Source organism: Paenibacillus sp. 2TAB23 (assembly GCF_052115165.1).
Taxonomy (GTDB): domain Bacteria; phylum Bacillota; class Bacilli; order Paenibacillales; family Paenibacillaceae; genus Pristimantibacillus.
Map to the genome: position 1 here is coordinate 36,293 of NZ_JBFRGD010000006.1, position 18,890 is coordinate 55,182.

Annotated in this window: 16 protein-coding genes; 1 reads left to right on the top strand and 15 read right to left on the bottom strand. The window is 48.6% G+C overall.

Annotated features, from left to right (window positions below; translation table 11 throughout):
- Positions 1-11 precede the first annotated feature (11 nt).
- The 10 genes from AB4Z29_RS11090 to AB4Z29_RS11135 all read right to left on the bottom strand — a co-directional run bounded on the left by AB4Z29_RS11090 (position 12) and on the right by AB4Z29_RS11135 (position 11,697).
- Positions 12-905 carry a nicotianamine synthase family protein gene (locus AB4Z29_RS11090; RefSeq protein ID WP_441943116.1) on the bottom strand — a complete coding sequence of 298 codons (894 nt, stop codon included), beginning with the start codon at positions 903-905 and terminating at the stop codon, positions 12-14.
- A 209-nt stretch (positions 906-1,114) separates the two neighbouring features.
- Complete coding sequence (locus AB4Z29_RS11095) at positions 1,115-2,194, bottom strand: glycoside hydrolase family 172 protein (protein WP_441943117.1); 1,080 nt, start codon at positions 2,192-2,194, stop codon at positions 1,115-1,117.
- Between the two features lie 641 nt (positions 2,195-2,835).
- Positions 2,836-3,339, bottom strand: a complete 504-nt coding sequence (locus AB4Z29_RS11100; protein WP_441943118.1) for an MgtC/SapB family protein — start codon at positions 3,337-3,339, stop codon at positions 2,836-2,838.
- A 13-nt stretch (positions 3,340-3,352) separates the two neighbouring features.
- A complete protein-coding gene (locus AB4Z29_RS11105; RefSeq protein WP_441943119.1) occupies positions 3,353-4,405 on the bottom strand; it encodes a LacI family DNA-binding transcriptional regulator in 1,053 nt (350 codons plus the stop codon).
- Between the two features lie 57 nt (positions 4,406-4,462).
- A complete protein-coding gene (locus tag AB4Z29_RS11110) occupies positions 4,463-5,500 on the bottom strand; it encodes an ABC transporter ATP-binding protein (protein WP_441943120.1) in 1,038 nt (345 codons plus the stop codon).
- Positions 5,497-6,540, bottom strand: coding sequence for an ABC transporter ATP-binding protein (locus tag AB4Z29_RS11115; protein WP_441943121.1), 1,044 nt, complete (start codon positions 6,538-6,540; stop codon positions 5,497-5,499). The genes AB4Z29_RS11110 and AB4Z29_RS11115 overlap by 4 nt, the downstream gene beginning before the upstream one ends.
- A 32-nt stretch (positions 6,541-6,572) precedes the next feature.
- Entirely contained in the window at positions 6,573-7,718 is a 1,146-nt protein-coding gene (locus tag AB4Z29_RS11120) for an ABC transporter permease (RefSeq protein ID WP_441943122.1), read from the bottom strand.
- Positions 7,719-7,722: 4 nt separating this feature from the next.
- Positions 7,723-8,721 carry an ABC transporter permease gene (locus tag AB4Z29_RS11125; RefSeq protein WP_441943123.1) on the bottom strand — a complete coding sequence of 333 codons (999 nt, stop codon included), beginning with the start codon at positions 8,719-8,721 and terminating at the stop codon, positions 7,723-7,725.
- A 93-nt stretch (positions 8,722-8,814) separates the two neighbouring features.
- Positions 8,815-10,782 carry an ABC transporter substrate-binding protein gene (locus AB4Z29_RS11130; RefSeq protein ID WP_441943124.1) on the bottom strand — a complete coding sequence of 656 codons (1,968 nt, stop codon included), beginning with the start codon at positions 10,780-10,782 and terminating at the stop codon, positions 8,815-8,817.
- A gap of 387 nt (positions 10,783-11,169) precedes the next feature.
- Positions 11,170-11,697, bottom strand: a complete 528-nt coding sequence (locus AB4Z29_RS11135) for an HAD family hydrolase (RefSeq protein ID WP_441943125.1) — start codon at positions 11,695-11,697, stop codon at positions 11,170-11,172.
- Positions 11,698-11,990: 293 nt separating this feature from the next.
- On the opposite strand from AB4Z29_RS11135, the gene AB4Z29_RS11140 reads away from it, so the two are divergent.
- Positions 11,991-12,659 carry a hypothetical protein gene (locus AB4Z29_RS11140; protein WP_441943126.1) on the top strand — a complete coding sequence of 223 codons (669 nt, stop codon included), beginning with the start codon at positions 11,991-11,993 and terminating at the stop codon, positions 12,657-12,659.
- A 126-nt stretch (positions 12,660-12,785) separates the two neighbouring features.
- Here the strand turns inward: AB4Z29_RS11140 and AB4Z29_RS11145 are convergent, their stop codons facing one another.
- The 5 genes from AB4Z29_RS11145 to AB4Z29_RS11165 form a co-directional block, all read right to left on the bottom strand.
- Entirely contained in the window at positions 12,786-14,900 is a 2,115-nt protein-coding gene (locus tag AB4Z29_RS11145; RefSeq protein WP_441943127.1) for a DUF5054 domain-containing protein, read from the bottom strand.
- 397 nt (positions 14,901-15,297) lie between these two features.
- The gene (locus AB4Z29_RS11150; RefSeq protein WP_441943128.1) at positions 15,298-16,359 is read right to left on the bottom strand and encodes a metallophosphoesterase family protein; all 1,062 of its coding nucleotides are present in this window, start codon (positions 16,357-16,359) and stop codon (positions 15,298-15,300) included.
- A 17-nt stretch (positions 16,360-16,376) separates the two neighbouring features.
- Entirely contained in the window at positions 16,377-17,126 is a 750-nt protein-coding gene (locus tag AB4Z29_RS11155) for a glycerophosphodiester phosphodiesterase (RefSeq protein ID WP_441943129.1), read from the bottom strand.
- Between the two features lie 369 nt (positions 17,127-17,495).
- Positions 17,496-17,681 carry a hypothetical protein gene (locus AB4Z29_RS11160; RefSeq protein ID WP_441943130.1) on the bottom strand — a complete coding sequence of 62 codons (186 nt, stop codon included), beginning with the start codon at positions 17,679-17,681 and terminating at the stop codon, positions 17,496-17,498.
- A gap of 103 nt (positions 17,682-17,784) precedes the next feature.
- The gene (locus AB4Z29_RS11165; protein ID WP_441943131.1) at positions 17,785-18,837 is read right to left on the bottom strand and encodes a glycoside hydrolase family 88/105 protein; all 1,053 of its coding nucleotides are present in this window, start codon (positions 18,835-18,837) and stop codon (positions 17,785-17,787) included.
- Between the last annotated feature and the right edge of the window lie 53 nt (positions 18,838-18,890).

Sequence of the window (18,890 nt, forward strand, 5' to 3'; positions counted from 1 at the left end):
TCCTCCCTGAATTACCCCATCCCGATAGGATTAATATTGCGATCCATAAAAAGAGTGGAATTAATGACTAAATGGCCATCTGGATTAGTTCTTCCCAGAATCCTCCATCCCTGCTTATGCAGCTGAAATTCATCAATCGCTTCATACATAATTTGTCTCATCCCCTCAGCCGTACGAACAGCCACCAGCGGATTAGAGGCTGTTCGAGTAATTTGATCAAGCACCGCTCGTTTATTTCTTACGAGGCTAGCTACAAAAATCCGGCTATACGAACTGTAATCGAACTCGGCTCCGTTCTCCATAATGACACTTACTTTATTCCTTACGCCCATTTTTTCGAGAAAAGAGCTGGATGCATCATAAGCCGCAGGGTCGATATCTAAACAAATGACCTCCACATCATGGAATAGATGGATAATAATTGGACTTAACGGCATCGGCCCGCTGCCAACAAACACAATCGGCGAATTTCCCGTCTGACCGCCTTCCCGGATCAACTGCCTTAGCATAGACAGCTCCTCGCTAACCAAGGCCAAATATATGGACCAATAAGGCAACCGTGTGACAATATCCATAATGGAATCTCCCGCTCTGCAAAGCGATTGAGAGTCAGCCAGCTCTACTTGAAACTCGGCAATTGACAATTTATCCTGCAGCGATCGCTGGTTGAGAACCATATATTCATGGCTTAGAACCGCCTTCACCTCCTCGGGCGAGTAATAGACGCGCAAGTGCTGTGAAAGGCGCCCAATCATGCTCGTCACCCGTTGATTGGCAGGAGAGAGATCCTCTTCCATTTGAAGAAGTTCGTTTAGTTCGCGAATAAACGCTATAAAGTCATCCACGTTTTGCATGCTAGGGGTACTGCCTATTTGTAAAGTATCAGCGATAGGAAACATATCCATTTGCCTACTTCCTCCTTCATTCAACATCCTCGTTCTCTCTTCGAATATATTCGTTTGGTCATTGATCTAGACGAGTCCTGTGACAGGATATCCAGCGAATGATGTTGAGCCAACAAATAGGAAATGCCCACACTGAAAGGTTATACAAGACAATGAAACAGCCGAACACAACAATCGCCCCGCTTCCATGTAAGGAAACGGGGCGATTATTAAATGATTTCGAGCTCATCAATGCCCGGCATGGCCGGATGTGCCGAATGAGGCTCCAGCTGGTACCAGTACGCAACGGATGCAATATCATCCTGAAGCGGTAAATACCGGCCGTGGGAGCGCCAGCCAAGCGCTTGTACCGTTACCTTCAGATCCTCATTGAAACGTATCGGATCCATGACATGGAACCGGTACATCCCGAAGCGTTGATTGGCTTTGTACAGCCCATCGGGCTTAATCGCTTGATGCATGCCAAGAAACGCGGTCGAATACGTCACATATTGTCCGTTCATATCCCAGTTCCAAGCGCCACCGAAATAATCCTCCGTACCTGTTCCGCAGATGGTTGGGTATTCCTTGTCGCCGTCCATGAAAAACTTCAGTTCTCCCTCGCCCCACCAGTTATTGCTGTTTACTTGCCAAGCAAGGTATGTGCCAACATAATGTCCTTTCCCCTTGATGCCGTCAACGATGGTATGAACATCCTTGTACGGAACCGGATTGCTGCGGCGCCACTGTGCGTGGAAATACGCCATGTCGTCGGGCACCTCCGTCAGCGTGTAATTGATTTGGTAATAGAGCTGCGTCGGTTCATGTGAAATATTATCCATGACAATGCGCGCTTTTTTGCGGAACGGCATTTCCCAATAGCTATTGAAGCCGCCTGCTGGATTCACGGCGATCGGAAGTGCGTTTACGAGCGCCCGCTCGCCCCAGCCGTTGCAGAAGAAGTCGCCAACCGGCACGTATACGGAAGGATCCGTTTCATCATCCCAATATATTTTGAAAATAAGAGAGCGAACCGCTTGATCCGAACAGGTCAGCCAAATGTTCTGGATCACGCCTGGACCGTCCATTTCTGCCATTGTAAATTCAGTATTCCCTTCTATTTTTACGGACGGAGAAACCTTCCAGCCCACGCCCAAATCACGAGCTGCAGGAGCACCAGTTCCTTCGGTAGCCATAGCTCCTTTCCCTTTCTCGCCCGTGAAGTTTTCAGGCGAAATCGATCGCGTCAGCGCATTCGATACACGCGCTAAATTGCCAAGCCCCATTCCTAATCCGTTAAATTGATTCATTTTTTTCCTCCTGGCTTGTTTGTTTTTAACACCGGGCATTCACTTGTATTCTCTATTTAGACAACCATGTAAGCGTAACCATAAGTTCAGTTGGATCGTTATATTTCCGTTGGAAGAGCGAACAGCATTTTCTTCGGCATCACCTTCCTTTATGAGCAGGAGTCGCGACATTAACATTAACTTTAAAGTTAACCAAAAAAGAGTTTGCGATTCGATTCATTAAAAATATCCACTTTTCTATGATAAATGATATTGTTATCAGAATGGAAGCCTCTATTAGACTCATATTTTGAATGCTCAGGTTAATGATTGCAATCAAGCATTCTTTCTAGCTCTTTCTGTCTTTGGCAAAAAAAACGCAAAATAGCGCCACCGATGTAATGTCAGTGACGCTATCCGATATTCCATGTTCTTTTAAAAATGAGGAAGCGGTTGTTCTTTCATTCTAAAAGCCCAATTCAGATCAACATACATGATATGTTTTATTAACCCATAAGCGAAAGTTTACGTAACAGCTCCGCGCTTTGAACCGTTTAATATGGAAATCCCGATTACAAAAATGGCGCTCCATGCGCGTATTTTGTAATCGGGATTCATCGGTTCCAAGTAGAACCTTATAACCATTTAATTGAAGCTCCTCTTTATGCAGACAAATCGATATCGTCTTTGGAATGAAGCCGGTCATGCTCTTTCTTCTCGATCCAACCGCCTACACGAATAAAGAAAAAAGCGGTAGCGATCGTGAAAATAACGATACCGTAGAAACCTGCCCCGATGCCGATGCCAACCCCGCCAGCGAATAAAATCATCGCCGCTGAAGTCAGCCCCTTCACTTCGAAGCCTGTTTTCATAATGAGTCCCGCACCTAGAAAACCAAGACCGGAAACGATTTGGGCGGTCAAGCGCATCGGGTCCATCATCGTTCGTTCATGCATATGGCCGTATCTCGCCACGCTCTCAATCGACACGATCGTGATGAGTGCAGATGCGACCGTCACGAACGTATACGTCTTCACGCCCGCAGGCTTGTTCTTGTGCGTACGGTCGAACCCAATCAGCAGCCCTAGGATGGCGCTAATTAGTATGCGGAAATACATTTCAAACTGGGTAAAAAAATCAACAATAAATAAAATAAACTGTGTCATTAACCCGCCTCATTTACTTAGAAACACTCTCGTTTCCACCGATAACCGGCGAACAAGAGCTTCGTTCAATTATTTTGCTGCTTACCGTAACATGGTCCGGATAATCGCCTTCAAGCACGCCGAGCTTATGCATCAGCTGTTTGACCGCCTGCGACCCAAGCTCCGATGGCTGAAGATCCATGCCCGTTAAGGATGGTGTAACTTGGTGCATCATCGACAAATCACCGCAGATGACGAATAGAGAAATATCCTCGGGTACGCTTAAGCCTAGTTCATTGATCGCATTCAAAACACTGAATGCCGTGCGGTCATCATCGGCGATGATAGCCGTAACCTTCTCCTTGCGTTCACCTAGCATGCGGAGGGTCTCATCATAGCCGTAAGTCATGTATTCATCGGAGTGAATGTCTGGCTTATAATGTACCATATGCGGCTGCAGCTCAATCTGATGCTTCTGCATTGCTAGTTCAAACGCTTTTGTTCGCTCAATGGATACCGTCATCTGTTTTCCTGCATTAAGGAACATGAGATTACGATGTCCGAAGCCGGTCAAATAGTCGCAAATATCCAAAATAATCGTGTTGTTATCGTTGTTTACCGTTGTCGCTTCATGCAGGCCGTCGTTGATGATTTGGCCAACCGTGACGAACGGCACCTGATTTTGATGCAGCAGATTGATCCGTTCATCCTGTTCCGTCGGTCCAAGGACGATAGCGCCGTCGATCGGATAGCTTGCTAGCGACGGCGTTTTGACCTCCTCGATCGGAATCATGTCCAATAGGACCCGATAGCCATAGATGGAAGCCTCCAGCACGACGCCATTAATAAATTGGTTATGAAAGACGCTGAAGAAAAAATTTCCGTGTGGTATCGTAAGCCCGATCGCCATCGTTTTTTTGGTGACAAGGCTCCTCGCGATATGGTTTGGAACGTAATTCAATTCCCTGGATACCCGAAGCACCTTTTCAGTAACCGTTTTGCTGGTGCGTCTTTTCTGGCTGAACACATTGGAAACCGTACCTTTTGAGACGCCCGCGAGTCGAGCGACATCATCGATTTTTGCCATTTTTGCCTGAACATCCTCTCACAGCATGCTAAACCTCGTCCCCACAAGCCGTCAGAGTCAAGCCTCGTTTGCAAGCTCGTTGTGAACGCCCTTCAGCTTCAATTCCTCCGCGTAATGACAAGCTGTGAAATGATTATAGCCTACTTCACGCAGCTCGGGAACTTCTTTCACACATTTTTCAGTACGATATGCGCATCTTGGATGGAAATGGCAGCCGCTTGGCGGATTAGCCGGATTCGGGACTTCTCCCTCCAATATGATCCGATTCTTCTTCAGCTCCGGGTCGGGCTGCGGAACGGCTGACATCAGCGCTTCCGTATAAGGATGCCTCGGCTGGCCGAACAGCGATTCGCTGGTGGCTAGCTCTACGATTCTGCCTAAATGCATGACGGCTACCCGGTCGGATATGTTCTGCACGATGGAAAGATCATGCGAGATGAAAATGTACGTAATGCGGAACTGCTCCTGCAGATCCTTGAGCAGATTAATGATTTGCGCTTGAATAGACACGTCCAAGGCGGAAACCGCCTCATCGCATACGATTAGCCTAGGCTGCGTAATAAGCGCTCTTGCGATGGCAATCCGCTGCCTTTGTCCGCCGGAGAACGCATGCGGATAACGTCTTAAATAGCTCACGTTCAAGCCCGTTTTCTCCGCGATTAACGTTACCTTCTCTTCAACCTCCGCTTTGCTCAGCTTGAAATTAGCGATAAGCGGCTCGGATATGATATCGAATACGCTCATTCGCGGACTAAGCGAGGAATAAGGATCTTGGAAAATCATTTGGATTTCTCTTCTATAGGTTTTCGAGCCCTTTCCCTTCAGCTTCAAAAAATCGATTTGCTGCCCGTCCTCCGTATGGTAGATGACTTGGCCAGAGGAGGCGTCCATTCCCCTTACGATGCAGCGGCCAAGCGTAGTCTTGCCGCAGCCGGATTCTCCGACTATGCTAAGCGTCTCTCCTTCGATCAGCTCGAATGAGATCTGATTAAGCACTTGCACAGAGGCTGGCTTTCGAAAAAGCGCCGTTTTGGATTTCACTTGAAAATCCTTATTCATATCGACGACATCTAAAATAGGCTTAGGCTTGGTCATTGCGCTGCTCCTTCTTGACGGTCCGAGTACAGGAAGCATCGGACGGAATGCTGGTCTGTAATCCGGGTTTTCGGCACGGCTTTGCTATTGCAAACGCCTTCAATCCGCTCGCTGCAGCGGTCATAGAACCCGCACATCGGCGGCATATTGATCGGAATCGGAACCGATCCTTCAATGGAATCCAGCCGCTTGGTCTTGTCGCCGCCAAGTCGCGGCATCGACTTCAGCAGCCCTTTCGTATAAGGGTGCTTCGCATTGGCGAAAATTTCTTTTACGGGTGCCTGTTCGACGATTTTCCCCAAATACATGACGGCAACCTCGTCGCACATTTGAGCGATTATGCCCAGATCATGCGTGACGAGCAGAATCGCCATGCCGAACTCGGATTGCAGCTTTTTCATCAGCTCCAGCACCTGTGCCTGTATCGTTACGTCAAGCGCTGTCGTCGGCTCGTCGGCGATCAGAATTTCCGGGTTGCACGATAAGGCCATCGAGATCATCGCCCGCTGGCGCATCCCGCCTGAGAACTCATGCGGATATTGATCGAATCGCTTTTCTTGATCGGATATGCCTACTTTTGCGAGCATTTCCAGCGCGATTTTTTTCGCTTCTTTTTTGTTATTTGTGCGATGGATTCTTATTGCTTCCATCAGCTGGTTCCCGATTGTGTACATCGGCGAGAACGCGGTCATCGGCTCTTGGAAGATCATAGCGATCTTTCGGCCGCGAATCGAACGGATTTGCTTGCCGTTTGGATGAAGCGACAGCAGGTTCAGCCGATTGAGCGAAGCTTCCGACTCCGAATGGTATACGATGTCCCCGGTCGTTTCGCATTCTTTCGGGTTAATACTAATAATCGCGCGGCTCGTAAGGCTTTTCCCGCAGCCAGATTCTCCGACGAGGCCTAAGGTTTTGCCTTTATGAATCTCGAAATCGACCCCGTCTACCGCGTTCATAATCCCATTGTCCATCTTGATTTGAATATTAAGGTTTTGTACGGACAATAAAGGTTGCCCGGTCTGAGCAGCTTGAGCCGTCATGCTATCCCCTCGCTTGCCTTTTATTTAATCGCTTATTTTTTGTAGGGATCTGCGGCATCGCGCAATCCGTCACCAAGGAAATTGTAGGTTAACACCGTTAGAATGACGATTCCCAGCGGAAATAGCTTCCAAGGGTACAATGCGACATTTTCGATCTTCTGAGCTTCTTGCAGCAATACGCCCCAGCTCGTTGCCGGAGAACGGATACCGAGTCCGAGAAAGCTCATGGCCGTTTCTGCCAGGATCATGCCGGGAATGGCAAGAGTCGTCGCCACCACCAGATAGCTGATAAAGCCGGGAAGCAAATGCTTGACGATAATTTTCGTACTGCCAACGCCTGCAATTTTCGCAGCGATAACGTAATCCTCGTTTTTAAGCGAGATAAACTTGCCCCTGACTACCCTTGCCAGATCCGTCCAGCCAATAAAGGCAAAGATAATGACAATGTACAAATACATGGTAACGACAGGTATTCGCGGCGGTATGGCGGCGGATAAAGCCATCCATAGCGGAAGCGTAGGAAAGGATCGAATAATTTCAATCACCCGTTGGATAATTGAATCGAGCCAGCCGCCGAAATAGCCGGAAATGCCGCCGATGATCAAGCCAATCACCAAGCTGATGCCTACGCCAACGAGCGGGATGCTAAGCGAGATTTGGCTTCCTAGAATAATACGGGAAAATAAATCCCTTCCCATGCCGTCCGTGCCTAGCAGGAATACGCGTCCCGGCTCTTTTACACCTAATAAATGGGTCGATGTTTTGAATAATCCTAGAAACTTATATTCCTCTCCCTTGACGAAAAACTGCAGGGAATGCCGCTTTTCCGTATCCGACACAAATATTTTCCGCATCGTTTCCGGGTCGCGCGTCGATTTCAGCTCATAAACGAATGGCTTGATATGAAATTTGCCATCCGCATCTATAAATTTAAAGCCCATCGGAGGCACATTCACATATTTGCTGTCATAGCTTTGCAGACCATACGGTGCGATGAATTGCGCAAACAACGCAACCGTATAAAGTAGAGCCAATATAAACAAGCTGATTTGCGCTAATTTATGCTTTTTAAATCTGAGATACATGAGTCGCCATTGCGAGCTGTAATTGGCATCTGTGTTTTTCTTGGGACGAAGGGTTTCCGGCTTTTGCCTTTTGAACGAAGGTATTGTTTTCATCGTATTAATTACCCCTGAATTCTGTACGAATTTTTGGATCCAGCCATGCGAGTAAAATATCCGAGATTAACGTTCCGAGTACAGTGAGCAGCGCCATGAACAGCAGCCACGAGCCTGCCAGGTACATATCCTGGCCGAGCAAGGCATTGTACATGACCGGCCCTTGAATCGGTAGATTCAACACGATTGCCGTAATGGTGGAGCCCGTAAAAATCGAGGACAACGACCAGCCAATTGTACTTACAATCGGGTTTAATGCGGCGCGTGTCGGATATTTGAGCAAAATCCTTGTTTCGGACAAGCCTTTCGCTCTCGCCGTCACCACGTTTGGCTTGTTCAACTCATCCAGCATTTGTCCCCTCATAACCCGGATCAGGTCAGCAGTGCTCGCCAGTCCGATTACGATGACAGGGATGACCAAATGCTTCATTAAATCGACCGCTTTATCCATCGACCATGGCGCATTCACGTACTCATTCGAGAATAGGCCAAGCAGCGGATCGCCAAACCAGGTGTAGGATAAAAACATTAAAATGATGGCTAACAAAAAGTTAGGCGTGGCCATTCCGATAAAGCTGATGCCGGAGAAAAAATAATCACCCGCCGAATACTGCTTGACTGCCGTATAGATCCCGATCGGAATCGCGACCACATACTGAAAGACCATCGTGACGATCGAAACGACTAACGTCAAACCCATGTATTGCTTCACGACTGCCAGCACCGGCTTGTTGTAGTTGAACGAGAAGCCGAAGTCTCCGTGCAGTACGATTTTTTTCACCCATACCAAATACTGTTCGTATACCGGACGGTCCAAGCCTAGATTCGATCTCATTTCATCCATTTCCACCTGCGTCATCACGTCGCCGGCAGCCGACATTTTTGCGGAATAACTGGAAACATAATCGCCTGGCGGAAGCTGAATGATGTAAAACACGACAAAGGAAATAAACATCACAACGGGTATGACCAACAGAATTCGCCTTATTATATATTGAAGCATCTCATATCCGTCCCTCTCCGCTACAAGCTGAATCTTAGTACGGCAAAGGCAGGGAAGCAGCTTCCCCGCCTTTGCCGCTGACATTGCTGCAACTTATTGTTTAATGAAGAATTGCGATGGATGTCCTTGGCCGAGTGACCGGTATTCGTCTGCCCATACCATATCGGTAGGAATATTGTGAATGTTGTTTGATGCGGCAATTAATGTCGGTGTAGGGCCAGCATAGCCGATAACCCATTGATTTTTCATATGCAGCTTAATAATCTCATTGCTGTATTGATCGATTTCCTCTTGCGTTTTGCTCGCTTTGATTTTTTCCCAATTTTCAAGTATCAAGGCAATGTCGCCTTCCGGTTTCACGCCTTCTTTCCCGCCTGATTGCGTATACAAGCCGTAATGGCCGAACCATGGTGTGATAACGCGAAGCGGTACGATAGCATCCGGACGGAATGCCACGTTAGCAACTGAAATGTTTTCGGTCGTGATCGGAATTTGGTTGGCGTATTTCATATCGAAATGCGTACCGCCATCCACAACCTTCAGGTTCGTTTTCAAGCCCATATCCTCAAAATACTTTTTCAACAGCTCCAGGAATGCAGCCGTATCTGTACTGGATTCTATAACGGTCAACGTCAGTTCGGAGCCATCTGCATTCAGTCGGAAATTGTCCTTATCGCGTTTAGTCAGACCAAGCTCATCCAAAATCTGGTTTGCACGCTCTGGATTGAATTCCGTCCATTGATCTTTCCAGCCCTCCTGATAGCCCATTACGCCTTCCGGTACGGATGCTTGAATCGGCTCGCCTAATCCATTCGTTACGATCTCAGAAATTTCAACGCGGTTAACCCCAATGGATAATGCTTCTCTGAAGCGAATATCCTGGAACAGCTTCCGAAGATTCGGATCCGGCGTCGTTTGGTTTAACTGAATGCCTGCGCTGCTCCATGCCGGCTGCGTCCAAGGTATAATGCGGTAGTCGCCTTTTTTCTCGTTTTCCTTCAGAACCGTGAAGTCATTGGCGCCAAATACAACTAAGTTGTAATCGCCGGCCAATGTTCCGAGCACTTTCTGACTCGGGTCTTGGATTTTGGTCGCCACTAAGCGATCGATATATGGAAGCTGCTTGCCCTCGGAATCCGTCTTCCAGAAGTAAGGGTTGCGCTCCATGACGAACTGATCGCTGTTCGGATCCGTTGTCGGCATCCATGCCCTTAGCGTCGGAATTTCCTTGTGCAGCCAATCATAGTAGCCCGTTTCGACTAGGAATACTTTCGGATCCTCGTAGCCCCATGATTTCGTAATCTCCAGCGTTTTTGCATCGCCAACGAATTCGGGAAGAATCGTTTCGTGGAAATGCTTAGGCGCGAAAAACCACTTGTTATCGATGGCCACACGCTCCAAAAATTGAACGCTTGGATATTTGTGCGTAACGGTGAACGTATAGTCATCGACCTTTTTCACTTCTGCCAAGGCTCTGTCTCCGCTTACCGGATCCACCGAGTAATAAGCGTCATATATTTTTTTGCCGAACGTTTCTTTTTTCAGCATGTGCTCCCAGTAGAAGATGACGTCTTCCACTGTGAATGGCACACCGTCCGACCACTTCATGCCTTCTCTAAGGTGGATCGTAAATTCAGTCGAATCCGCATTCACTTCATAGCTTTTGGCTACGTTTGGCTCCACTTTATTGCCTTCTTTGTTGAAACGGAAGAGCGCCTCCTCCGTCGGCTGGCCTACTCCCCATTTATCGGAGGGACCATTCCAAGGCATCTTCCACTCGCCTCCGTATTGGCCGATTTCGTCAACTACCTCTTCGATTTTGATGTCCGCCGCTACAGGCATACGATCTTCGAGCTTCGGCAATTTGCCGTCTTTGACGAGTGCGGCGAACGCCGGAGCTTCCTTTGCTCCCGCTTGCGCGTTGTCTACTGGCGCTACCGTTTCCGTTGGCTTGTCTTTCGTTTCGTTCGTAGCTTTCGGACCTGAATTGTTGTTTGTGCACCCTGCAGCAATAATCGCGATCATAACGAATAAGATCAACATCATTTTGCTTCGTTTCAAATTAACCCCTCCAAAAATTGATTAGTCATTTTTGAATCTTTGCAACCGCTCTGTTTCTAGTGATAGAGTTAAACCGGTTTAAAAGGGGAATTTGCCGTATCCCTGTTAAGTATGCTGAACATTTCATGGTGATTAAACCGGTTTAATAAAGCGTTTAAAATGTAAGCGCTTAATGTAAACGCTTTAGTTGTATGATACATTGGATAATTTATGTAAGCAAGGGGTAATATTAAGAAATTGTAAATTTTTTTTGATAGCTTGTTTCCGCCAATGCCACATGAAGAACTTCCCCCACTCGCCAACCAGAGATAGAGAAATAGCCCTTCAGGCAGCCTGAAGGGCTTAATGTTTTTCAATTAGAATTAGGGCGATACTTCGCTGAGCGGACTAGGAAAGCTCAGCGTTCAGCCGCTCGATTAGCTCCACCAGCTCAAGCGGTTCGCGTACTGTGTAGCTTGGACGCTCCGACTCATCAGCAGGCAAGTGCGGGTAACGCGTCGTCCAGCTTTGGAAGATGCTCGTAATGCCTAGCGCATTGGCGCCCTTCATATCGCGGCTCAAATTGTTGCCGATCATGACGATGCGCGGGTAATCCGCCTCCGACAAATCCAAGGCGCCGACGGCCGCTTTGAACATACGGGGACTCGGTTTGCTTGCTTTCACCGTTTCGGAGTAAATCATAGTCGTAAAATAATCATAGAGCCCGTGCTGCTTGAATACGTTTTTGAATGATTGTGCATCGCCATCTGCGACCAAGGCAAGCGTATAGCCTTTGTCGTGCAACGTTTTGACCATGATGTCTGCGCCCGGTATTACCTCTGCGCGCAGGACGATTCCCTCTTCGTCCCTTACTTCCGTTGACTCATCGATAATGGTGTCGCCGCTGTCCAAAAATACGATTAGTTTTTTCTCCATTTGTCAACAACCTTCCCCCATATTAATTTGCCTGTGAGCTCGTCGATTCTGTGACGATCAGCTCCGGCTGCATGACGACCCATTGCTTGATCTCGTCCGTATTCTCTACGGTACGGCTCAGCAAATGGAAGGGCAGCTTAACCGTTTAGTCCATCTGCTAGTTAAGCGCTGCTCATATTAACGCTTTCAAAATAACCAAAAATAATCATATAATGATAGGTGAAGCGCTTAATCTATATATTACATAGATGCACAGCGCAAATCAATCCTAATTTAAGGAGGCCTTTTCCAACATGTCTAATTCCGTTCTACAGTCGTACTGGGATACGGTGCTCAAGGTTTCGCCCATTCTATACTTGGATCGTCTTGAGCCGTTTTTGCCCATTCGCGTGGGCGTTACTATATTCGAGGCCCCGGCAACATCCCCCTCATTCGAGCGCTTCATCCAGTTCGATACAACACGCATTCGTACCGTTATTGAATATGCGATCTATTGGGATTACGACATCCAGCATATTTACGATTTGGAGCATGTGTGGGTCTACATCGATCACGAAGGGGCAATTGCCTCCTGCGAAGCCAGCTTCCATGGCCGATATTTCCTTAGCCTGCTTCCGGATCGCAGCAATTTATCGGATGAAAAGCGCGTCAAGCTATTCGTTCAACCTGGAAAACATGCAATGATCCCCATACAGGATGTTTTCCGCCTGCTTCCTAATGTAGATAGCTGCTGCCAATCTGAAGCCGGCATTGACGGGGTACTGGAGCCTGCCATGTTCAGCGGTCAGTTCAAAATAGGCGAAGACATCGATCAACGTGCCGAAAAACATTTGCGTGAATTTAGCTTCCAGCCTGCCTTTGAATACATTCCCTTTGAATGGGCTTCGGACGCATTCGTTCCGTGGACAGAGCTGACCCAGGAAATCCCGATTCGGATGCGAGCATTGCTCGCCGAGCTTTAACCCTGCTTAAAGAGGAGTATAGAGCCCGATAAAAAAGATACACCCCTGCCATAGACATTGGAAAAACTGCGAGGTTGTTCCTTTATCATTCAAAGGGGTGTATTTTTTTGCTGGTTCAACCAAAGCTTATTTCCGATTCGAAGTCAGCCTTAGCTGGAACCGGAATTTCGCATCATCTCCATACCACATTGGAAAATTGGTTCCCCAAATATTGTTATGCAGATTGAAATGCCATCCCGTATCCAGTGAAACAAAGGAATTGTCGAATTGGAGCAGTCTTTTTTGGCCTGGAGCGACAAGTGCGGAGTCAAGCGGTAAAATCGCAGCTGATCCATCCGTACCTTCATAGGCCACACCGTTATGCAACGCATGCAGGTTGCGGTTGCCGTCCTTGACGACCCGTAATGGCGAAATCGCGTATCCAAGCTTGTCCATTGTCCATAGGTTAGGATTATCCAGCTTCAGTGCGCAGCCGAACCAGCTTGCTTCTGGCAGTCGGTTCGCGTCTTTGTCGAACCACTGCAAACAAACGTCGATTTCCCCTGTCTTATGAAACGCATATTCAAGCTCCAGCTCTTTCGGCGCACCGTATCGTTCATAGGCCTGCTCAGGCATACGAAGCCGAAGCGTGTAGCGTTCTACAGCTTCACCGCCGCGCCACCTCATATCGATTACATGTGGATGGAATACCTGGTTGCTTGGAAGCGGTCTTACGAATTCAAAGCCTGGCTTGCTGAAATCAGCATCCGCCCATGGATGCGTTACCGGTAAGTTCTGCATATAAGTGCGGAAATAACGTCCATAATCGTCCGTACCGAAATTCTCGTACGCATAAGCGCCAAACGGATGATTCTCGTCTACCCATTCCTTGCCGTTGCTGTCCGTTAAACGGATCAACGCTCCGTTCTCGCCGAACGCCAGTTCATAGCCTCCGCTGGAATACGTCTGGCGAATGTTGCGCTGCTCCAATCCCGATACATCCGTCTTCGAAGGAATTAACTGCTCCATTGCACGCAATGCTTCCTGCTGCTTGTCCTTCTCCAGATAAGCGACAGCCTGATCGACATACTGCCGCTGCTCCTTCCAAGAGCTCTCGATCATCGAATAGGACCGTATACTTTGCTCCGCTGAGAACAGATCGCTGGAATGCCGGTCGAACTCATCCATGGCAAACGCGCCGATATAACCGAATTTCGCAGGCATGTCTTCAAGGTTCACGACGTCTGTGATCCGAGCCTCGTTGAAATCCGTTTTCGAGTAGTTTCGGAAATCGGGAAGCCATTTCTTTACGTCCAGCCCCCATGTATGCTCGGCAACCAGCATGAGCGCCTTGCTCATCTCTTTGTATTCCGGATCAGTTACCTTCATCCGTCCCTGTGCCAGCCATTTCTTGCGCAGGCGGAGCAGCTCCCGGTAACGGGCAAGCTTCAACGGATCCGTACCAGCGCCGTGAATCCATGTATCGCCCAGCTCTTCCCGAACGACCGGCAAGTTCCCGCTTACCGCAAGCAGACGCTCAGCGAATGCATCCATCGTCGAAGCGACGACATCAGCGCCAGGATACGCCTGGCGGAACTGCTCGAACTGCTCGCGAATCTCTTCTGTGCTAGGAGGACCGCAATTGTCGCCCGTATGCGCGAATACGAGTACTTCATCCATCTCGTCCAGCTCCAGCGCTTCGCCATATGTACCTGCATAGTTGACGATGATTTCCGAGCCATCATCCGCCTGCCATCGGAACAGCCGGGGCACATCGGGCCGCTTCGAAGCCGGATTGACGCCTAAGTGAAGGTAGCGCAAGCCAGCCTGCTGCATATGGGGAACCATGCCAAGCGTATGCCCAGGCACATCGGTCATTTTGGCGGCAATCGTCGTTTTGCCGAAACGCGCGTCCAGCTCTTGGCTTAGCGATATCCCAAAGTCCAAAAGCTCGGGATCCATAAGCTCCGTATGCGTCGTAAAAGGCAATCCATGCCAAGCGATATGCCCTTTGGCAATCGCGTTCTCCATGCGTTTTATTCCCTCAAGGGAAGCCGCTTCGAGATAATGGTGGATGAGCCACGAGCCCGTGGTCCATACAAAACGTTCGCTTCCGCCTGCCGATTCCAGCTTTTCTGACAGCTCGATGGCTTTCGGAATGTATTCCTCCATGTACTGCTTAATGACATGCTCAGCCAAATGCGTGAAACCGATATCCAGATGCGTTTTAAAAATGACATGTACTTTCTTGATCTTTCCCATGTTGTTTATCTACCTCCAATGTTCTTAATCTCTTAGCCTAGAACGAAGCCGATTCATTTATTAAACCGGTTTAAAATTTGGCCATGATCGCGCCCCGTTGAAGTGGAAAGCTTGGTCATGGGCGGCTCTTGGACGTCAGACAATCATAAAAATCACATAGAACAATGCCTCTTCCTACATCGTAGGATAAGCTTGTTTCCACAAATAAACAAGATCCCTGCCAAAAAAAAGTGCTCTCAAGTTGGCTGAACGAACCCAATATCCATCATCCGTGTTATACGAATCGGTCAGCCAGTGTGCTCTTTGCTGCCTATTGCAAAGCAACTAACATCTCCCATACGAAGCGCCTTCATAGCGGAGCTCCGAAATCGGGAACGCTGCCATTCACATGCTATATTCAATAGACTATCGTGCGATGCTGGCCCGCTCCTACCCTGTAAGCTTTTATGATAGACTGCGCAAAGTCGACGGTCATGATGTCAAAAGCAGTCTCTGATACAGTGCCTTCCTTGCGTTCAGGGGATTCAGCGAACTCTTTATGCGTACATGCGTTTAACGATGAAATTATTGGAATCTCATCCCTATACACGATTTGGTCATGATGGACATGTCCGAACAAGCAGCCTATCACCGTTCCCGTGCCTTGTTCAGTGAAATCGGCAGCTACTTGATAACGGAAATCCCCTTCCCCGTCTTTCGAGATGTAGCATCCTCCTTCACGAAAAGCTTTTATGATCCCCCAAAGCGCACTGCCGTTGCGCACCGAATGATCAGCTCCGAATATACCGTCCTGTGTAATGGCAATATGTGACGCGAGCAGAACTCGCCAGCCAGACTTTCCCTTTAGTGCAAGCGCTTCGTCCGCKAGCCAATTCATTTGGCTATTGGAAAACGCATAATCCCATTGTCCAAAATACGTTAATGTTCCTTTATCCGTAAGTGTGTAAGGAATATCCGTACAATCCAGCACGATCACTCTCGTTTTTTTATCGGGGAAGTCCAAATAATAATATAAACTGGATGGATGATTGCGATTAAATTTGGCCAGCTCCTGAACCGGTGCGAGCGTAATCTCGCGAGATTCAACCGGGTACACGACATTTGCCGCGCTTCCGCCGCGAAGCTCATAGTCGTAGATCGAGTTATCGTCATGATTCCCTTTCACCATAAGGAGCGGGGCATCCGAGGCTGCCAGCGCATCAACGATTTCCTTCTGGGCAGCAACAACCTCGGACTTCGGACCATTGATGCTGATATCGCCTCCGCATAGAATAAAGTCGAGTGACAGCAGGCTCGCTGCTTGCTGAATCATAGTCGCTGAGCGCAGCATATTGCCGCCTTTCCGATGATGCAGATCGGTAATAAAAACAAAATTCAACGTATCACCTGTCTGGCAGGTTGATACTTCTTGGACGGCTTTGCCTACGAAATTCGAGTAGATCTCCTCGATGTCTCCCATTTCTCTTGTCCCCTTCATCATTTATTGACATATGACTTGAGCCCCATCGCCAAGTCAACGCGGCGGGTCGTAATGGAGCGAACACCGCTCGCGGCCAAAGCCGCTATCTGGTCCGAATCGTCGACCGTCCACGCATAGATCAACAGTCCGCAGTCACTCGCTGAGGCGAGCAGCTCTTCCTGAACGTGCCGGTGCTGGATGTTGATTCCGAAGCAGGCTGCCGCCATCGCGGCATCCATTGTCCGCTTTACCGCCTCGGAATACGCCAGGGCATCGAACAAATCAGCGTCGGCATTAAGAAGTCTCGGAAGCCAAGGTGCCTCGGCTTTCGCCAGAAGCGCCCGGTTCGCGCCGCAGCCGCTTAGGAAAGCTCGCTCTTCCAGTCCGAATTTCCGCACGGCAGCCGCCGCAGGAGCGATGGCTTCATCTACTTTGATATCCAAATTCACCTGGCAGCCAGCGCCACGAACGATGGCAAGCAGCTCGTCTAGTGCTGCGAGGCGTATCGTCTTACTGTTTCTGGGATGCGCCGGAATAATTTCCAGATGGCGAAGCTCGTCGTAGGTTGATGATGAGATGCCAATCCGATTGCCATCCTTCAGCGATACAAATTCGTCATGGAACAGCACAGGAACACCGTCCAGCGTAACTCGGATATCATCCTCGACGATGTCGGCTCCAAGTGCGATTCCAGCTAGGGCGGAGCCAGCCGAATTGTCCGGCTCGCCCATGCAGCCGGTATGTGCCGTAATCAAAGGAAATGTCATGACTCATTCACTCCTCTCTTTCATTTGCTGCTTAACAGCAGATGCAACTTCAGCTTGGCACTAAGGTCTGTTTCTCTGCATGATTGGGTTAGAAAAACATCACCTTGTTTGGTAAAGAAGAGTGCCGAAGCCCACGCTGCCATACAGGAGTGATGTCGTCATCATCATAGAACAAACGTACTCGATTGATCAACTGCCAACCGAAATTTACAACTTCTTATCAAGATGTATACGACGATTAAATCCCATTAACCGATAATTAGTCATGATGTGGTTCTTGCTGGCTATTCGATAATCTAGAGTCAAAAAAAAGACCGTTCATGTCGGTTTTCACCACATTAAACGGTCTATCGCTACAGGATATTCTCTTTACTTCACAACGACCCGCACTCGGCATAAATTCGGCACCTGCGTATAGAAATCACCACTTCCGCTATTTCGGTTCGATGAGGCGCGCAATACGACAAAATACGTGCCGGGCTTGGAGAAAGCGTATGTCCCTTCAACCACAGCTTGCGATCCCTCTTCGTTCAAATGGCGTATATCCGCTTTCACCGGGAAGTCAGCCTTGCCTTCAATATCCCATTCCGCGGCAACGATTTGTCAATAGCATCGGTTTTGACCGGCTTCATCCTTTATTGCGTGAGCAGTTCGATCTTCAAGCCTTGTCCGACTCTTTTTTAATGTCTTCGATAGCCGCGGCCAAAAACGCTAGAGCAAGCCCCTGCCCCCAGCCCTGCGCCCATTTCCGGTCAATGCCAAGGTAACCGGCGATGTCGTTCATAACGGCGGTGCCGCCTGATACGTTCCTTACGCGGCCATTATCCGCGATGTTCGCGAGTACGCCGTCAAGCGCCTTCTGGACGTGCTTCCCATGCAGCGGGTTTCCTTGCGTGATCATTGCCGCCGCGATGCCCGCCGTAGCCGACACTTCACCATACGCTTCCGGATAATCAAGCACGGTGCCCCAGAGCCCGTCTTCCTTTTGCAGCTTTTTAATCGCAGCCAGCTGATCGCGCAATGAACTCCATATATGCATCATCGGAGGATATAGATAAGCTTCCGGCAAAATGTTGGCGGCTCTGGACATCGTATAGGCCGCCCATGCGTTGGCTCGCGCCCAATACATGCCGGACATGTGATCCTGCTTGATATGGTTGTAGCCGTGATACCACAACCCGTCGTTCTCGTCCTGCAAGTAATTAATATGCCAGAAGAATTGATGCAATGCGTCCTCTACGAGATGTTTTTTGTCAAACATGATGCCCGCCCGAAGCATGAAATACGCCGCCATGAATAACGTATCCGCCCAGCACTGCTCAGGGAAATCGTTTTTGGCCGACACCGTATGCTGGAGCACCCGGTCGCCGAATCGCAATGCTTTATTTTCCAGATAATCGATTTTGCTGAAAATAAGCTCCGCATACCGCTCGTCCTTCGTCTGCTCGTACAAAGTGAGCAGCATATGTCCCATCGCACATGTATTGACTGTCCATACCGGAAGTCCAGCCTCGATGTATTCGTCCACCCAAGCGATCATTCGATCCAAATAAGCTTGTTCTCCCGTCACTTCATATGCCCTACTGACACCATAGTAGGCGACTCCACCCGGCCAGTCCCACGTCAGGTCCATGCCGAACGTATACTCCGCCACGCGTCCGACGATTTGCTTCAAGTCGCTTTCTTTTGCGTTCATTTTCAACTTGATCATCCCTTCTTATTCGATTCATATGATTAATTGTTTTGTATGATAAAACCGCAGTA